The following is a 16,599-nucleotide window of genomic DNA, read 5'->3' on the forward strand; positions in this document are numbered from 1 at the left end:
GCATGACCGAGCCGGCCGGCCGCCTGCCCCACATTCCCGTGCTCGGCCGCAAGGTGCTCGAGTGGCTCGCGCCGCGCGAGGGCGGAATCTATGTCGATGCGACCTTCGGCGCCGGCGGCTACAGCCGGGCGATCCTCAACACACCGTTGGCGCGCGTCATCGGCATCGACCGCGACCGCACCGCGATTGCCGGCGGCTTCGACCTCGTCGAGCGTTCGCAAGGCCGCCTCACGCTGGTCGAGGACCGGTTCTCCAATCTGGCAGAGGTCTGCGCCGCGCAAGGCGCGGCGTCGGTCGACGGCGTCGTGATGGATATCGGCGTATCGTCGATGCAGCTCGACCAGGCCGCGCGCGGCTTTTCGTTTCGCGCTGATGGTCCGCTCGACATGCGGATGGGACAGGACGGCCCGACCGCGGCGGATGTGATCGCAAAAGCCTCCGAGGCCGATCTCGCCAACATCATCTATATCTTCGGTGAGGAGCGTCACTCGCGCGCGGTGGCGCGGGCGATCGTCGCCGCGCGCAAGGAGGCGCCGATCACCTCGACGCGCGCGCTTGCCGATCTCGTGGCCAAGGTGGTGCGCGCAAAGCCCGGCGACATTCACCCGGCGACGCGGACGTTTCAGGGTTTGCGGATCTTCGTCAACCAGGAACTCGACGAATTGCATCTGGCGCTGATCGCCGCCGAGCGCGTGCTCAAGCCCGGCGGCCGGCTGGTCGTGGTGTCGTTTCATTCGCTGGAAGACCGCATCGTCAAGAACTTCTTCAATGAACGCGCCAGGACAAGCGGCGGCTCGCGGCACCAGCCGGAGACGTCGCTGCGTCGGCCGAGCTTTGCCATTCTCACCAAGCGGCCGGTCGTGGCCGATGACGACGAAGTCGCGGCCAATCCGCGTGCGCGTTCTGCCAAGCTCCGCGCCGCCGCGCGCACCGACGCCGCCGCCCATTCGGCCGGCGACCTGCCGGGATGGCCGACGATTGCCACCGTGATGAGGGGAGGCTGACGCATGCGCCTCATCCATCTTCTCGTGATCGGTGCCCTGGTGTTTGCCGCGGCCTACGTCTACCGGATCAAGATGGAATCGACCGAACGCACCGAGCGGGTGCTGCGGCTGCGCGCGCAAATTCGTGAGGAGCGCGACGCGATCGCGGTGTTGCGCGCGGAATGGGCCAAGCTCGATTCACCACTGCGGCTGCAAGGGCTCGCCGAGCGTCATTTGCCGCTCAAGCCGCTCAATGCCAATCAATACGATTCCCTGAAGAACCTGCCGGATCGTCCGCCAAGCCTCGTCAAGCCCGGCGATCCCGACCCGATCGGTTCAATGCTCGAAACCATCGAGGCCCGTGTCGACGCCCCAGTGACAACGGGCTCGATCCCGCGACAAGAGGGTAGCCGATGACCGGTCGCTTGCCTGCCGTTCACCAGCGGGAGCCGTGGCGGCAACGGCTGGTCCGCAGCCTGCTGTACGGGCGCAATGTCGATCGCGCCGCGAAGGCGCGCGCCCGCGTCGGCTTCGTGATGCTGGCCTTTGTCGCGGTCTATGCCGTGATCGGCGGCCGGCTCGTGATGTTTGCGACCGGCGCGTTCAACCAGAGTGCGCATCGTATCGCTGCACGGGAGCGCCTGGCGACCGCCCGGCCCGACATCGTCGACCGCAACGGCGAAATCCTTGCCACCGACGTCAAGGCGCCAAGCCTGTTCGGCGAGCCGCGCCGCATCATCGACAAGGACGAGGCGATCGAACTCCTGACGGCGACGCTGCCCGATCTCGACACTGGCGAAGTGCGCGAGCGTCTGGCGGGGCGCAAGGGATTTGTCTGGCTCAAGCGCGAAATCACGCCGCAACAGCAGCAGGAAATCCACCGCCTCGGCATTCCCGGCATCGGCTTCCTGCGCGAGAACAAGCGCGTCTATCCGACCGGCAACGAGGTCGCGCACCTGATCGGCCTCGTCAACATCGACAATCAGGGCATCGCCGGGATGGAGAAGTGGCTCGATGACAGTCATCTGACCGACCTCCACCAGGCGGGATTTGCGACCGATGACAATCAGCTTCCAATCCAGTTGTCGGTCGACCTGCGGGTCGAGCATGCGCTGCGCGATGAACTGCTCAAGGCCAAGGAAAAATTCCACGCCAAGGCGGCGTCCGGCCTCGTCACCAATGTCAGGACCGGCGAAGTGGTCGCGATGGTCTCGGTGCCGGATTTCGATCCGAACAATCCGAAGGAAGCGCACGATCCCGACCGTATCAATCGCCTGACCACCGGCGTCTACGAGATGGGCTCGACGTTCAAGGCGTTTACGCTGGCGATGGCGCTCGACACCGGCAAGTACAATCTCGATTCGCAGTGGGATGCGCGCGGCCCGCTGCACTTTGGAAAATTCGCGATCCACGACGACGAGCCGAAGGGCCGCTTCCTCAACATGAAGGAGGTCTTCACCTTCTCCTCCAACGTCGGTGCGGCGCGCATCGCGTTGTCGCAAGGCGTCGAAGCCCACAAGGCGTTCCTGCGCAAGATGGGCCAGCTCGACCGGCTGCGCACCGAATTGCCGGAGAGCGCTTCGCCGATCGTGCCGCGGCGCTGGAGCGAACTGAACACCATCACCATCGCCTTCGGCCACGGCATGGCGGTCGCGCCGTTGCAGGCGGTGATGGGCGTCAGCGCGCTCGTCAACGGCGGCTATCTCATCCCGCCGACCTTCCGCAAGCGCACCGAGGAAGAGGCGATGGAAGTCGCCAAGCGGGTGATCAGGCCGGAGACGTCGGAGAAGATGCGGTTCCTGATGCGGCTCAATGCCGAGATCGGCACCGCGCGCAAGGCCGACGTCAAGGGCTACTATATCGGCGGCAAGACCGGCACGGCCGAGAAAGTCATCAACGGCCGCTACGCCAAGAAGCGCGTGCTGACCGCCTTTACCGCGATCCTGCCGGTCGACAAGCCGCGCTATCAGCTCCTGATCATGCTGGACGAACCGCAGCCGCTGAAGGAAACCCACGGCTTCATCACCTCGGGCTGGAACGCGGTGCCGACCGCCGGCAACGTGATTTCGCGCATTGCGCCCCTCCTGGGCGTCGAGCCTCGCTTCGACCTGCCGCCGTCCGACCGCCTTATTCTTGCGGCATCGAAGACGCCCTGAGACCGTAGCAGACGGCGAACATCGCCGCAGTTACGCCGCCGCAAAGTAATCTTTTATCCATCCGCCCATTTAACCGCATCACAGCCGCGACAAAAGCGAAGCGAGCTCGCTCTGCCGGTGCGTATCGGTTTTTGCAAATATAGACTTCAGCTGTTTTCGTGCGGTTTCGCGCGCGATGCCAAGCATCTCGGCAGCTTTTTCCGGAGAGGCGCCTGCTGCGATCAATGGGGCAAGCCGTGCTTCCGCAACTGTCAAATCGAAAATCTGACGCAGAAGCCTGGGATCGGCGTTTCGCGCCGACCCAAGGTCGTTAAGAATCAAAAGGGCGCGTGCGCCGAGGAACGGACTGCGTGCTGCTCCGTCGACCGGCATAATCTGCATGACTACCGGTGCGGAATTCTCTCTTCTCACAACAATGGGGAGAACGGAAAGCGCAGCGGCGTCGCTTGTCGATCGGGACCGGTCAATAAACGCACCGAGCGCCCGGTTGGCTTCGCGGTCTCGGAAGACGAGGCGCTTGTTGCTCACGCGAATCTCGTCGTTAAAGATCCTGGAGGCAGCCGAGTTAAATTCCAGCACGAGACCTTGTCGACTGAGGGCAATCGCCGGTTTCTGAACGAGATCAAGAGCATTGGTGGCAGCAAGGAGCGTTTGACGACCAACCGCCTTGGACAAGGTTGCTGTCTCGGTTAGGCGGGTTGGTAAAAATGCAAGTGCTTGCATTTCAGAAGCCTGGAAAGGCCCTTCTTGCGAAGTCCTTTGCAAAGCAAGCGCCCAGAGAGAGGTCCCTGCGAAGAAGCCAACTCCTGCCCACCATCGCAATTTCCAGTTTGCGGCATGTGCGTAGAGCGGGTCGTGCATCATCTCTCGCTCGGTCGCGAAAAGGTTCTGGTCCGTGATGATCGATCGGCCGGTCAGTAGCAAGGGCACACCGCGGCTCGCCCGGACGTCGACGATGTGGAGATTATTTTTGAAATAGCTCTTGATAAAATCGTCAACCGAAGGCGTTCTTGGGATCTCGGGAGTTCTGACATCGCTTTGAAGCAAAGCGGCTCCCTTCGTAGACAAAGCGCTACATATTTCCTCCATGAGGAGAGGCCACCTACCGGGATCGATGACGGCTTCCCCAAGGCGCCCGGTGGCCTTATTCAGTCTTTCGATATCGACACTTCCCACTCGGCGTCGCCAGGTACCACGGTGGTAAGATTTGCGCCTCAACCGGCAGCGCCATAGTTTTTGAACTCCGGTCTGTTTTCAATCCCATTTTTGGAAGCAAGAGGCCTGCATGTGGCCTATTTAATAGGCGAACGATAGCTCCGTCGACCGGTCAGGCATCGTTCATTCAGAGATGTAATCGGTTTGATCTGTGTCGTGGCCCATTTGGGTCATGACGAGAGTTCATTCAGTAGACAATGCGCTTCGATCGCGCCGCGCTACAGCCGCTGAAGGAAACCTATGGCTTCATCACCTCGGGCTGGAACGCGGTGCCTACCGCCGGCAACCTGATTTCGCGCATTGCGCCGCTCCCGGGCGTGGAGCCCCGTTTCGACCCGCCGCCGTCCGACCGCCTTATTCTTGCGGCAGCGAAGACAACCCGGTAATCCTCGTACCGTGCCCGTATGGATTCGGTAACGGCCCGAAGGGCGTCGACCGAACTGGAACACGATGAAGTTGCTGGATCTTTTCAGCGAAGACGCTCGCCCCGCGATACAGCCCGAGGCGGCCGCAATTGAGATTTCGGGGCTTGCGGTCGACAGCCGCGCCGTGAAGCCGGGCGATCTGTTCTTTGCACTCGCTGGCGCCAAAACCGACGGCGTGCGCTTCGTCGAGGCTGCCGTTGCGGCCGGTGCGGTGGCGGTTGCCGGAAATCATCCTCCGGTCGGTGGATGTCGCGTGCCGTTTGTGAGGATAGCAAATCCGCGGCGCGAACTGGCACAGGCCTCCGCGAGATTCTTTCCCAGGCAACCCGCAACCATCGCGGCCGTCACCGGCACAAGCGGCAAGACTTCGGTGGCCGCTTTCACGCGCCAGATCTGGCAGCGTCTTGGCTTTCAGGCCGCCAGCATCGGCACCATCGGTCTCGTCTCACCGAAGCGCACGGTTTATGGCTCGCTGACGACGCCGGATCCGGTCGCACTGCACCGGCAGCTCGACGAAATCACGCGCGACGGCGTCACCCACCTGGCGTTCGAGGCTTCCTCGCACGGGCTCGATCAACTCAGGCTCGATGGCGTGCGCGTGAATGCCGGCGGCTTCACCAATCTTTCGCGCGACCACATGGATTACCATCCGGATGTCGCGCATTACCTTGCGGCGAAACTTCGGCTGTTCGGGGATCTCGTGGTCGACGGCGGCGCCGCTGTGATTTCGGCGGATCACGACTGCTCGCCTGAAGTGATCGAGGCGGCGCGGCAACGCAAGCTCGTGACGATGACGGTCGGCCGCAACGGCGACGGCGCGGGCGAGGGCATTCGTGTCGCGGCCAGTGCGATCGACGGTTTTGCGCAACGGATCGAGCTGGAACATCGCGGCCGCCGTACTTCGATTCATCTGCCGCTGGTCGGCGAATTTCAGATCGAGAATGCCGTCGTCGCGGCGGGGCTCGCGATCGGCACCGGCAGCGATCCCGCGCAGGTTTTCGCGGCACTCGAAACGCTCGAAGGTGCGAAAGGCCGTCTGGAGCGGGTCGGCGAATTCAACGGCGCGCCGATCTTCGTCGACTACGCGCACAAGCCGGACGCGCTGACGAAAGCTCTGCAGGCCCTGCGGCCCTATACGCAACGAAAGCTCGTTGTCGTGTTCGGCGCGGGCGGCGACCGTGACGCCGGCAAGCGTCCCCTGATGGGCGCGATTGCGGCCGAGAATGCCGACGAGGTGATCATCACCGACGACAATCCGCGCAGTGAAAATCCGGCGGCGATCCGCGCGGCGATCATCGCCGCGGCCAAGGGCGCAACGGAAATCGGCGATCGCACCGAGGCGATCGGCAAGGCCATTGCCGGTCTTGCCAAAGGCGATGTGCTCCTGATCGCGGGCAAGGGCCACGAGACCGGACAGATCATCGGCGATCGCGTGCTGCCGTTCAGCGACCACGATGCGGTGGCATCCGCTTTGGCGGAGGCGGTAGCATGAGCGCGACGCCGCTATGGACATCCGGGGCGATGGCCTCAGCCATGAGTGCCGGGACCAGCGGCGCGTTGCCGGACGCCATATCAGGCATTTCCATCGACAGCCGCACGTTGGCCCCGGGCGAAGCGTATTTTGCGATTCGTGGCGCGGTGCATGACGGGCACCACTTTGTCGATGCCGCGCTCAAAGCCGGCGCTGGCCTTGCGGTCGTGGAAAAAGCGCAAGCCGACAAATTTGCATCCGACGCGCCGCTGCTCGTGGTTGACGACGTGCTGGCGGCATTGGTCGATCTCGGACGCGCCTCGCGTGCTCGCTTCGACGGGCAGGTGATCGCGGTCACGGGTTCGGTCGGCAAGACCTCGACCAAGGAAGCGCTGTTGCACGTGCTCGCAAGCCAGGGACAGACGCATGCCTCCGCCGCGTCGTTCAACAATCACTGGGGCGTGCCGCTGTCGCTGGCGCGCTGCCCGGCGGGTGCGCGGTTCGCCGTGTTCGAGATCGGGATGAATCACGCCGGTGAAATCGCCCCGCTCGTCAAGATGGTGCGGCCGCACGTGGCGATCATCACGACCGTGGAGCCGGTGCATCTGGAGTTCTTCTCCGGCATCGAGGCGATTGCCGATGCCAAGGCGGAAATCTTCGAAGGCGTCGAGCCCGGCGGGGCCGCGGTGCTCAACCGCGACAATTCGCAATTCGCGCGGCTTTCCCGCCGCGCCAGGGCTTGCGGCATCGCGCGCATCGTGTCGTTCGGCGCCGACAAGAAGTGCGAAGCCCGCCTGATCGATGTGTCGCTGCATGCGACCTGCTCGGCGGTGCATGCCGAAATTCTCGGGCATGAAGTGACCTACAAGCTCGGCATGCCCGGCCGTCACATGGCGATGAATTCGCTGGCGGTGCTGTCGGCGGCCTCGCTGGCGGGCGCCGACCTCGCACTGGCCTCGCTGTCGTTGTCGCAATTGGTGCCGCCGGCCGGCCGGGGCGTCCGCCAGATCCTCGAAGTGCCCGGTGGCGAAGTCACCCTGATCGACGAGAGCTATAACGCCAACCCGGCGTCGATGGCGGCGGCACTCAGCGTCCTTGGCCGCGCCAAGGTCGGCCCGCAAGGCCGGCGGATCGCGGTCTTGGGCGATATGCTCGAATTGGGTCCGGCCAGCGCGAAATTGCATGCCGGCCTGAATGACGCCATCAAGGCCGATCATATCGACCTGGTGTTTTGTTGTGGCCCGTTAATGCGTAACCTCTGGGACAGTCTTTCCACCGGCAAACGGGGCGGCTATGCCGATAGCGCGGCTGGCCTCGAAGCGCAGGTTCTGGCTGCGGTTCGGGCCGGCGACGTCCTGATGGTCAAAGGCTCGAACGGATCGAAGACGAAGACCATTGTTGCCGCGCTCGAAAGGCGCTTTCCCGGCAAAGCGGCGTTCGACGAGGCCGCGGTATAGGCTGGCGAATGTCAAATCCAACCAAAATTCGATATTTGCCAGTGGTCCTTTGATTCCAACATTTGTAAAAGTGCCTGCTGAGCAGGGATACCAAGAATCGGACCACTAGTACCGCCGATCTGAAGTCCCTACAGCGCAAGCGGCGAACCCGATCAGGGACTTCAGATCGATTAAGCGGTACTAGAATCAATGAGTTTGCTAGTGCCCATTGGCTTTCCGAAGTTCGCGAAGGTGGGCGCTGCGATGGATCACGAACTTCGGAAAGTGGGCACTAGATGTTTTACTGGTTGATCGAACTGTCCAACACGGTTCCGGCGTTTGCCTTCCTGCACAGTCTTCTGAACGTGTTTCGCTACATCACGTTTCGCACTGGCGGCGCGATGGTGACGGGTGCGCTGTTCGTCTTTCTGTTCGGGCCCTGGATCATCGACCATTTGCGGCTCCGCCAGGGCAAAGGCCAGCCGATCCGCACCGACGGCCCGCAGTCCCATCTCGTCAAAAAGGGCACGCCCACCATGGGCGGGCTGATGATCCTGTCGGGGCTCGTGGTCTCGACCGTGCTCTGGGCCAATCCGGTCAACCCTTATGTCTGGATCGTGCTCGCAGTCACGCTCGGCTTCGGCTTCATAGGCTTCTATGACGACTACCTGAAGGTCACCAAGCAGAGCCATAGCGGCTTTGCCGGCCGCATCCGCCTGCTGCTCGAGACGATCATTGCGCTGGTCGCCTGTTATGCGCTGGTGCGGCTCGGACGCGAACCGTTCTCGACCTCGCTGGTGATTCCCTTCTTCAAGGATGTGGCGCTGAATCTCGGCTGGTTCTTCGCGGTGTTCGGTGCGTTCATCATTGTCGGCGCCGGCAATGCGGTGAACCTGACCGACGGGCTCGACGGGCTTGCGATCGTGCCGGTGATGATCGCGGCCGCGAGCTTCGGCATGATCTCCTATCTCACCGGCAACGCGGTGTTCTCGGACTACCTTCAGATCAATTACGTGCCCGGCACCGGCGAACTCGCGGTGATCTGCGGCGCGGTGCTCGGCGCAGGCCTCGGCTTCCTCTGGTTCAACGCGCCGCCGGCCTCGATCTTCATGGGCGACACCGGTTCGCTCGCGCTTGGCGGCATGCTCGGCTCGATCGCGGTTGCGGTGAAGCACGAGATCGTGCTCGCGGTGATCGGGGGGCTGTTCGTGCTGGAAGCGGTCTCGGTGATCGTGCAGGTGACGTCGTTCAAGCTCACCGGCAAGCGCATCTTCAAGATGGCGCCGATCCATCACCATTTCGAACAATTGGGCTGGACCGAGCCGCAGATCGTGATCCGGTTCTGGATCATCTCGGTGATGCTGGCGCTCGTCGGCCTCTCAACACTAAAGCTGCGGTGATCACTTGATCCCCGTCACCTCCTTTGCGGGCAAGACGGTCGCGGTGTTCGGCCTTGGCGGCTCGGGGCTCGCAAGCTGTCACGCGCTGAAAGCCGGCGGCGCCCACGTGGTCGCCGGCGACGATGGCGCCGAGCGGCTGGCGGAAGCGGCCAAAGCCGGTTTCATCACCGCGGACTTGCGAACGGTCAACTGGTCGCGCCTTGCCGCATTGATCCTGACGCCGGGCGCGCCGCTGACTCATCCTGCGCCGCACTGGAGCGTGCTGATGGCGCGCCAGGCCGGCGTCGAGGTGATCGGCGACATCGAATTGTTCTGCCGCGAGCGTCAGCGTCACGCGCCGGATGCGCCATTCGTTGCGATCACCGGCACCAACGGCAAATCGACGACGACGGCGCTGACGGCGCATCTGATGAAAGTGGCCGGTTACGACACCCAGATGGGCGGCAATATCGGCACCGCGATCCTGTCGCTGGAGCCGCCGCGCAAGGGCCGCGTGCATGTGATCGAGATGTCGTCGTATCAAATTGATCTGACTCCCTCGCTCGATCCGGCCGTCGGCATCCTCATCAATGTCAGCGAAGACCATATCGACCGTCACGGCACGCTCGAACATTATGCCGCCGTGAAGGAGCGTCTCGTCGCCGGTGTGCAATCGCAGGGCACGGCCATCGTCGGCGTCGATGACATCTGGTGCCGCGCGAGCGCCGACCGGATCGAGCAGGCGGGAAAGCGCGTCGTGCGTATTTCCGTGAAGAACCCGCTGCCTGACGGTCTCTTTGTCGATCACGAGACGATCTGGCGCGCATCCGGCGGCGCGCGCAGCGAGATCGCGAAAATCGGCGGCATCGGCTCGCTGCGCGGTCTGCACAATGCGCAGAACGCGGCCTGCGCTTCGGCTGCCGCATTGGCGTTGGGCGTTGCCGGCGATGTCCTGCAAAAAGGCTTGCGCAGTTTTCCGGGGCTGGCGCACCGGATGGAGCAGGTCGGCCGCCGCGATCACGTGCTGTTCGTCAACGACTCCAAGGGCACCAATGCGGACGCCACGGCGCATGCGTTGTCGTCGTTTGGCGATATCTTCTGGATCGCGGGCGGAAAACCCAAGGCCGGCGGCATCACCGGCCTCACCGAATATTTCCCGCGCATCCGCAAGGCCTATCTGATTGGCGAGGCCGCGCCGGAATTCGCCGGCACGCTGGGTGCGACCGTGCCGCATGAGATTTCGCAGACGCTTGATGTCGCGGTGGAGAACGCCGCGCGCGATGCGCAGGCGTCGGGATTAAAGGAAGCCGTGGTTCTTCTGTCGCCGGCTTGCGCCTCGTTCGACCAGTACCGCAACTTCGAAATCCGCGGGACGAAGTTTCGCGACCTGGTGCAGGCGCTGCCGGGCGTGAAGCCGGTGGTCTAACCTCGTCATGGCCGGGTTTATCCCGGCCATCCACGTCTTTCTTATTTCGTCGCTCTCAAGACGTGGATGCCCGGCACGGGCCGGGCATGACGGTCGAGTGCGCCAAAACATCTCGATTCCATTAACCCCTTGGAAACCATCATGGGCGACCAATGGGCGATCTCTCTCCCTTGGGAACGCCCATGCTCTCCCGTGAACAGCGAAACCCCCTCAGCGACTGGTGGTGGACGGTCGATCGCCTGCAACTGGCGGCGATCGGTGCGCTGATTCTGGGCGGGGTCATCCTGTCGCTGGCGGCGAGCCCGCAAGTGGCGACCCGGATCGGGCTCGATCCCTTCCACTTCTTCAATCGCCACGTCATGTTCCTGCTGCCGTCCTTCACCGTGCTGCTCGGCGTGTCGTTCCTGTCGCCGCGGCAGATCAGGCGCACCGCGCTGATCGTCTTCGCCGTCAGCATCGCACTGATCGTGATCACGCTTCTGGTCGGGCCGGAAGTGAAGGGTTCGCGGCGCTGGATCACCTTGATCGGCGTCAACATCCAGGCCTCGGAATCCGCCAAACCCGCTTTCGTCGTGCTGGCCGCGTGGCTGTTTGCGGAATCGACCAAGCGGCCGGAAATGCCGGCAACCTCGATGGCGATGACGCTGCTGCTGACGCTGGTCTCGCTGCTGGTGATGGAGCCCGACTTCGGTCAGACCATGCTGATCCTGATGGTATGGGGCTCGCTGTTCTTCATCGCCGGCATGCGCATGATCTGGGTGGCGGGGCTGGCGGGCGCCGCCGGCACCGGTCTGTTCGCCGCCTATCTGTTCGTGCCGCACGTCGCAGGCCGCATCAAACGTTTCATGAATCCCGCCTCCGGCGACACCTTCCAGGTCGACACCGCGATGGAGGCCTTCGGCAATGGCGGCTGGTTCGGATTGGGGCCCGGCGAGGGCACTGCCAAGCGCAGCCTGCCGGACAGCCACACCGACTTCGTGTTTGCGGTCGCGGCAGAAGAATTTGGAATTATTCTGTGCCTGGTGCTGCTCGCGCTGTTTGCGTTCGTCGTGATCCGCGCGCTGTCGCGCGCCTATTCCAGCGAGGACATGTTCGCGCGCTTCGCGGCTTCCGGCCTTGCCATCCTGTTCGGCGTCCAAGCCGCGATCAATATGTCGGTCAATCTGCAACTGATTCCGGCCAAGGGCATGACGCTACCGTTCATCTCCTACGGCGGTTCCTCGATGGTCTCGCTGGCCTATGGCGTCGGCATGATGCTGGCGCTGACGCGGCAGCGGCCGCGCACGGAGCAGGAATCGATGAACGCCTCGGCCGCGCAAAGCTACGCGTAGGACTTTCGCTCCTCGCCATATCCATGCTTTGGCAGTAAAGAAGCGGCCATGGAGCAAAACCCTCTCATCCTGCTTGCCGCCGGCGGCACCGGCGGACATCTGTTTCCGGCCGAAGCGCTCGGCGTGGAATTGACGAGGCGCGGCCTGCGTGTTCGCCTCGCGACCGATGCGCGCGCGCTGCGTTACTCGGGCCTGTTCTCGCGCGACACCATCGACGTGGTGCCGAGCGAGACCTTACGCAGCCGCAATCCGTTGTCGCTAGCACGCACAGCCTTCACGCTTGCGGCCGGTATGGTCGTTGCAACGCATCTGTTGTGGAAACTCAAGCCAGCCGCGGTGGTCGGCTTTGGCGGCTATCCGACATTACCGCCGCTTCTTGCAGCAAAGTTGCTCCGCATTCCTTCCGTCATTCACGACGCCAATGCGGTGCTTGGCCGCGCCAATCGCTTCCTGTCTGCCTACGTCAGTGCGATCGCGACCTCGCTGCCCGGCGTGCTCGATCGCGATCCGCAACTTGCTTCGAAGACCACGGTTGTCGGCACGCCGATGCGGCCTGCGATCGTTGCCGCAGCCGCCGTGAAATACGCAACGCCAGAGGTTGGCGGTCCGATGCGTCTCTTGATTACCGGCGGCAGCCAGGGCGCGCGCGTGATGGCCGATATCGTGCCGGGCGCGATCGAGAAACTAGATCCGTCGCTGTGGCGCCGGCTGCTGTTGACCCAGCAGGTGCGCGAAGAGGACATGACGCGGGTGCGCGCGGTCTATGACCGGCTCAAGATCAACGCGGAGCTTGCGCCGTTCTTTGCCGATCTGCCGGCGCGGCTCGCCGCCAATCATCTCGTGATCTCGCGTTCCGGCGCGGGCACGGTGTCCGAACTCGCCGCGATCGGCCGGCCCTCGATCCTGGTGCCGTTGCCCGGCGCGATCGACCAGGACCAGTTCGCCAATGCCGGCGTGTTGTCGGAAGCCGGTGGCGCGCTGCGGCTTCCGCAAAGCGAGTTCACGCCGGAGCGGCTGGCATCCGAGATTTCGGCGCTTGCCGCCGATCCCGCAAAGCTGGCCAACATGGCGAAAGCCGCCCGGAACGCCGGCCGGCTCGATGCCGCCGAGCGGCTCGCCGATCTGGTGGTGAAAGTCGCCGGGATTTAGGCGATCGCGGGGAAATTTTGGTCCTCGGGCGTCATGGCCGGGCTTGTCCCGGCCATCTACGTCTTTCATAAGTTGCTTGTGAATCAAGGCGTGGATGCCCGGGACAAGCCCGGGCATGACGAAGATGAGGAAATCATGAGACTGCCGCGCGAGATTGGACCCATCCACTTTGTCGGGATCGGCGGTATCGGAATGAGCGGCATCGCCGAGGTCTTGAGCAATCTCGGCTACACGGTGCAGGGCTCCGACGCCTCCGAAGGCGCCAATGTCGTTCGTTTGCGCGAGAAGGGCGTCAAGGTCGTCGTCGGCCACAAGGCGGAGAACGTCGATGGCGCCGACGTCGTCGTGGTGTCGACCGCGATCAAGCGCGACAATCCGGAATTGATGGCGGCGCGCGCCAGCCGTATTCCCGTGGTGCGCCGCGCCGAAATGCTCGCCGAGTTGATGCGGCTGAAGAGTTGCGTGGCCATTGCCGGCACCCATGGCAAGACCACGACGACGACCATGGTTGCAACCTTGCTCGATGCCGGCGGGCTCGATCCCACCGTGATCAATGGCGGCATCATCAACGCCTATGGTTCGAATGCGCGGCTCGGCGCCGGCGACTGGATGGTGGTCGAAGCCGATGAGAGCGACGGCACATTCCTGAAGCTTCCGGCCGACGTCGTGATCGTCACCAATATCGATCCCGAACATCTCGATCACTTCAAGACCTTCGATGCGATCCAGGACGCATTCCGCGACTTCGTCGAGAACGTGCCGTTCTACGGCTTTGCCGTGATGTGCATCGACCATCCGGTGGTGCAGACGCTCGTCGGCAAGATCGAGGACCGCCGCATCATCACCTATGGCGAGAACCCGCAGGCCGATGTGCGGCTCGTCGACCTTTCGCCGATGGGCGGCGGCTCGGCGTTCAAGGTCGTGATCCGCGACCGCAAGGGCGGTGCCGCGCACGAGATAAATGACGTCACGCTGCCGATGCCGGGACGGCACAATGCGCTGAACGCGACGGCGGCAATTGCGGTGGCGCATGCGCTCGGGCTTTCCAACGATGCGATCCGCAAAGCGCTGGCGGGCTTCGGTGGCGTCAAGCGGCGCTTCACCAAGACCGGCGAATGGAACGGCGTCACTATCATCGACGACTACGGTCATCATCCGGTCGAGATATCAGCCGTGCTGAAGGCTGCGCGCGAGTCGACCAACGGCAAGGTGATCGCGGTGGTGCAGCCGCATCGCTTCACCCGCCTGCAATCTCTGTTCGAGGAGTTCTGCACCTGTTTCAACGATGCCGATACCGTGATCGTGGCAGACGTCTATCCGGCCGGCGAGACGCCGATCGAAGGCATCGACCGCGATCATTTCGTGCTCGGCCTGCGCGCCCACGGTCATCGCGAGGTGATTCCGTTACCGAATGCGGCGGCGCTCGCTGGTATCGTCAAGGGACTCGCCGGTAGTGGCGATCTCGTCGTCTTGCTCGGCGCGGGCAACATCACGCAATGGGCCTACGCGCTGCCCGGCGAGTTGAAGGCGCAGGGGTAGGCATTTCGATGTTGAGCACGGCTTGTGGCGCTCGCACTGCTCTGCCCTCTCCCCCCTTGTGGGGGAGAGGTGGAGGGAACGGAGATAGCAAGCCCGGCCATGACAAGTTGAGAGATCGCGATTGACCTTCCCTGACCTCACGCCCGACCTCAAAGCCGCGATGCCGGAATTACGCGGGCGGCTGACGGCGAACCAGTCGCTCGCGGAGCTGACCTGGTTTCGCGTCGGTGGTCCGGCGCAAATCCTGTTCACGCCGGCGGATGAAAACGATCTCGCTTATTTCCTCGCGCGTCTTCCCACTGAGCTGCCGGTCCATGTCGTCGGCGTCGGCTCGAACCTGATCGTACGCGATGGCGGTCTGCCGGGCGTTGTCGTTCGTCTGGCTCCGCGCGGTTTCGGCGAGACCTCTACGCAAGACGTTGTCGTCACGGCCGGCGCGGCGGCGCTCGACAAGCGCGTGGCGGAGACGGCAGCATCCGCAAACCTCGCCGGGCTGGAATTCTTCTTCGGCATTCCCGGCACCATCGGCGGCGCGCTCCGCATGAATGCCGGCGCCAACGGCGCGGAGACCAAGGATGTGCTGATCGAGGCGTCCGGCATCAGTCGCGATGGCCGCAAGCACGTCTTTACCAATGCAGAGATGAAATTCGTCTACCGCAACTCCGGCGTCGATCCATCGATCATTTTCACTTCGGCCCGCTTTCAGGGCAAACCGGCCTCAGTCGAGGCGATCCGCGCGCGGATGAACGAGGTGCAGGCCCATCGCGAGGCGGCGCAGCCGATCCGCGAGAAGACCGGAGGCTCGACCTTCAAGAATCCGCCCGGAAACAGCGCCTGGAAGCTGGTCGACGCGGCCGGCTGCCGAGGTCTGCGCGTCGGCGGCGCGCAGGTTTCGGAAATGCACTGCAACTTCCTGATCAACACCGGTGAGGCCACGGCCGCCGACATAGAGACGCTGGGCGAAACGGTTCGCACGCGCGTGAAGGAAAATTCCGGAATCGAGTTACAATGGGAAATCAAGCGGATCGGGATTTTGGCTTAAGTGTCATGGCGCATTAACGGCGTGAATCGAATCGACGGAATCAACTGATGCGGATCACCATTCTCTTCGGCGGCACGAACAAGGAGCGGCTGGTGTCGGTGGCATCGGCGCAGGCGCTGCACACCACGCTGCCCGACGCGGATCTGTGGTTCTGGGATGCCGACGATTCCGTGCACGCGGCCGGCGGCAAGGCGCTGCTCGCCCATGCGCGCCCGTTCGAGGATCCGTTCACGGCGGATGGCGCGAGCGTCGGGGGATCGATCGAGCAGGCGATGGACCGCGCCAAGGCCGAGGACCGACTCTTGGTGCTCGCTCTGCACGGTGGCCGCGCCGAGAACGGCGAATTGCAGGCGATCTGCGAGATGCGTGGCATCGCCTTTACCGGTTCGGGCTCGGCCTCGTCCAATCTCGCTTTCGACAAGGTCGCGGCCAAGCGCTTTGCGGCGATCGCGGGCGTTACATCGTGCGACGGCATTGCGTTGGACGATATCGAGGCGGCCTTTGCCGAACATGGCAGGCTGATCGCCAAACCGGCGCGCGACGGCTCGAGTTACGGGCTTATCTTCGTCAATTCGAAGCAGGATATCGTCGCGGTTCGCAACGCCGCGAAATCCGAGGAATACGTTATCGAGCCGTTCATCGCCGGCACCGAATCGACCTGCGGCGTGCTGGAGCAGGCGGACGGTTCGGTGATCGCGCTGCCGCCGATCGAGATCATTCCGGCCGAGGGAGGGGAGGGCTTCGACTACCGGGCGAAATATCTCGCCAGCGCCACGCAAGAGATCTGTCCGGGCCGCTTCGCGCCGGAAATCAGTACGAAAATCATGGACATGGCGCTGCGGGCGCACCTGGCCCTGTCGTGCACGGGTTACTCGCGCACCGACTTCATCGTTTCGGACAAGGGGCCGGTCTATCTCGAGACCAACACCCTGCCGGGACTGACCAAGGCCTCGCTTTACCCCAAGGCCTTGAAGGCCCAAGGCATCGAATTCGCCGATTTCCTTAGAGGTCAGATCGCGATCGCCGAACGGCGGGCAGGGAGATAGT

At 63.5% G+C, this 16,599-nt stretch carries 14 protein-coding genes; 13 read left to right on the plus strand and 1 reads right to left on the minus strand.

The genetic code is table 11. The features are described 5' to 3' along the window. Nucleotides 1-2: 2 nt before the first annotated feature. From rsmH to BUA38_RS20435, 3 genes are read left to right on the plus strand one after another with little or no spacing between them, the layout of a single operon-like run. On the plus strand, nt 3-1,004 hold the full coding sequence (rsmH, locus tag BUA38_RS20425) for a 16S rRNA (cytosine(1402)-N(4))-methyltransferase RsmH (RefSeq protein WP_072820640.1): 1,002 nt from the start codon (nt 3-5) through the stop codon (nt 1,002-1,004). Nucleotides 1,005-1,007: 3 nt separating this feature from the next. After that, the gene (ftsL, locus tag BUA38_RS20430) at nt 1,008-1,400 is read left to right on the plus strand and encodes a cell division protein FtsL (RefSeq protein WP_072820642.1); all 393 of its coding nucleotides are present in this window, start codon (nt 1,008-1,010) and stop codon (nt 1,398-1,400) included. After that, on the plus strand, nt 1,397-3,139 hold the full coding sequence (locus BUA38_RS20435) for a peptidoglycan D,D-transpeptidase FtsI family protein (protein WP_072820643.1): 1,743 nt from the start codon (nt 1,397-1,399) through the stop codon (nt 3,137-3,139). The genes ftsL and BUA38_RS20435 overlap by 4 nt, the downstream gene beginning before the upstream one ends. Before the next feature lie 78 nt (nt 3,140-3,217). On the opposite strand, the gene BUA38_RS20440 is transcribed toward BUA38_RS20435, so the two are convergent. After that, the gene (locus tag BUA38_RS20440) at nt 3,218-4,186 is read right to left on the minus strand and encodes a helix-turn-helix transcriptional regulator (protein ID WP_172806059.1); all 969 of its coding nucleotides are present in this window, start codon (nt 4,184-4,186) and stop codon (nt 3,218-3,220) included. Nucleotides 4,187-4,551: 365 nt separating this feature from the next. Here BUA38_RS20440 and BUA38_RS20445 point away from each other — a divergent pair, with 365 nt between their 5' ends. The 10 genes from BUA38_RS20445 (at nt 4,552) to BUA38_RS20490 (ending at nt 16,598) form a co-directional block, all read left to right on the plus strand. After that, nucleotides 4,552-4,740, plus strand: coding sequence for a hypothetical protein (locus BUA38_RS20445; protein ID WP_072820648.1), 189 nt, complete (start codon nt 4,552-4,554; stop codon nt 4,738-4,740). 64 nt (nt 4,741-4,804) lie between these two features. Further along, complete coding sequence (locus BUA38_RS20450; RefSeq protein ID WP_072820650.1) at nt 4,805-6,271, plus strand: UDP-N-acetylmuramoyl-L-alanyl-D-glutamate--2,6-diaminopimelate ligase; 1,467 nt, start codon at nt 4,805-4,807, stop codon at nt 6,269-6,271. Then, nucleotides 6,268-7,707, plus strand: a complete 1,440-nt coding sequence (locus tag BUA38_RS20455; protein WP_072820653.1) for a UDP-N-acetylmuramoylalanyl-D-glutamyl-2,6-diaminopimelate--D-alanyl-D-alanine ligase — start codon at nt 6,268-6,270, stop codon at nt 7,705-7,707. The genes BUA38_RS20450 and BUA38_RS20455 overlap by 4 nt, the downstream gene beginning before the upstream one ends. A 275-nt stretch (nt 7,708-7,982) precedes the next feature. After that, nucleotides 7,983-9,086, plus strand: a complete 1,104-nt coding sequence (gene mraY / locus BUA38_RS20460) for a phospho-N-acetylmuramoyl-pentapeptide-transferase (protein WP_072820655.1) — start codon at nt 7,983-7,985, stop codon at nt 9,084-9,086. Between the two features lie 4 nt (nt 9,087-9,090). After that, nucleotides 9,091-10,491 (plus strand): UDP-N-acetylmuramoyl-L-alanine--D-glutamate ligase, encoded by a 1,401-nt coding sequence (gene murD / locus BUA38_RS20465; protein WP_072820658.1) that lies wholly within the window; start codon nt 9,091-9,093, stop codon nt 10,489-10,491. A 182-nt stretch (nt 10,492-10,673) separates the two neighbouring features. Then, nucleotides 10,674-11,822 carry a putative lipid II flippase FtsW gene (ftsW, locus tag BUA38_RS20470; protein WP_072820661.1) on the plus strand — a complete coding sequence of 383 codons (1,149 nt, stop codon included), beginning with the start codon at nt 10,674-10,676 and terminating at the stop codon, nt 11,820-11,822. Nucleotides 11,823-11,870: 48 nt separating this feature from the next. Further along, entirely contained in the window at nt 11,871-12,971 is a 1,101-nt protein-coding gene (gene murG / locus BUA38_RS20475; RefSeq protein ID WP_072820664.1) for an undecaprenyldiphospho-muramoylpentapeptide beta-N-acetylglucosaminyltransferase, read from the plus strand. Nucleotides 12,972-13,106: 135 nt separating this feature from the next. Beyond that, the gene (gene murC / locus BUA38_RS20480; protein ID WP_072826274.1) at nt 13,107-14,510 is read left to right on the plus strand and encodes a UDP-N-acetylmuramate--L-alanine ligase; all 1,404 of its coding nucleotides are present in this window, start codon (nt 13,107-13,109) and stop codon (nt 14,508-14,510) included. A 121-nt stretch (nt 14,511-14,631) separates the two neighbouring features. Further along, on the plus strand, nt 14,632-15,552 hold the full coding sequence (murB, locus tag BUA38_RS20485; protein WP_072820666.1) for a UDP-N-acetylmuramate dehydrogenase: 921 nt from the start codon (nt 14,632-14,634) through the stop codon (nt 15,550-15,552). A gap of 47 nt (nt 15,553-15,599) precedes the next feature. Then, nucleotides 15,600-16,598: a D-alanine--D-alanine ligase family protein gene (locus BUA38_RS20490; protein WP_072820669.1), complete on the plus strand. Its 999-nt coding sequence runs from the start codon at nt 15,600-15,602 to the stop codon at nt 16,596-16,598. Nucleotide 16,599: the final 1 nt, after the last annotated feature.

Origin of the sequence: Bradyrhizobium erythrophlei (assembly GCF_900142985.1) — a bacterium.
Taxonomy (GTDB): Bacteria; Pseudomonadota; Alphaproteobacteria; order Rhizobiales; family Xanthobacteraceae; genus Bradyrhizobium; species Bradyrhizobium erythrophlei_B.

Bases quoted from the DNA above. Each gene is read 5' to 3' on its own strand.
- BUA38_RS20455 (WP_072820653.1), top strand. From the start codon at position 6,268: ATGAGCGCGACGCCGCTATGGACATCCGGGGCGATGGCCTCAGCCATG.
- mraY (WP_072820655.1), top strand. From the start codon at position 7,983: ATGTTTTACTGGTTGATCGAACTGTCCAACACGGTTCCGGCGTTTGCC.
- ftsW (WP_072820661.1), top strand. From the start codon at position 10,674: ATGCTCTCCCGTGAACAGCGAAACCCCCTCAGCGACTGGTGGTGGACG.
- BUA38_RS20450 (WP_072820650.1), top strand. From the start codon at position 4,805: ATGAAGTTGCTGGATCTTTTCAGCGAAGACGCTCGCCCCGCGATACAG.
- murC (WP_072826274.1), top strand. From the start codon at position 13,107: ATGAGACTGCCGCGCGAGATTGGACCCATCCACTTTGTCGGGATCGGC.
- rsmH (WP_072820640.1), top strand. From the start codon at position 3: ATGACCGAGCCGGCCGGCCGCCTGCCCCACATTCCCGTGCTCGGCCGC.
- murG (WP_072820664.1), top strand. From the start codon at position 11,871: ATGGAGCAAAACCCTCTCATCCTGCTTGCCGCCGGCGGCACCGGCGGA.
- ftsL (WP_072820642.1), top strand. From the start codon at position 1,008: ATGCGCCTCATCCATCTTCTCGTGATCGGTGCCCTGGTGTTTGCCGCG.
- BUA38_RS20445 (WP_072820648.1), top strand. From the start codon at position 4,552: ATGCGCTTCGATCGCGCCGCGCTACAGCCGCTGAAGGAAACCTATGGC.
- BUA38_RS20490 (WP_072820669.1), top strand. From the start codon at position 15,600: ATGCGGATCACCATTCTCTTCGGCGGCACGAACAAGGAGCGGCTGGTG.
- BUA38_RS20435 (WP_072820643.1), top strand. From the start codon at position 1,397: ATGACCGGTCGCTTGCCTGCCGTTCACCAGCGGGAGCCGTGGCGGCAA.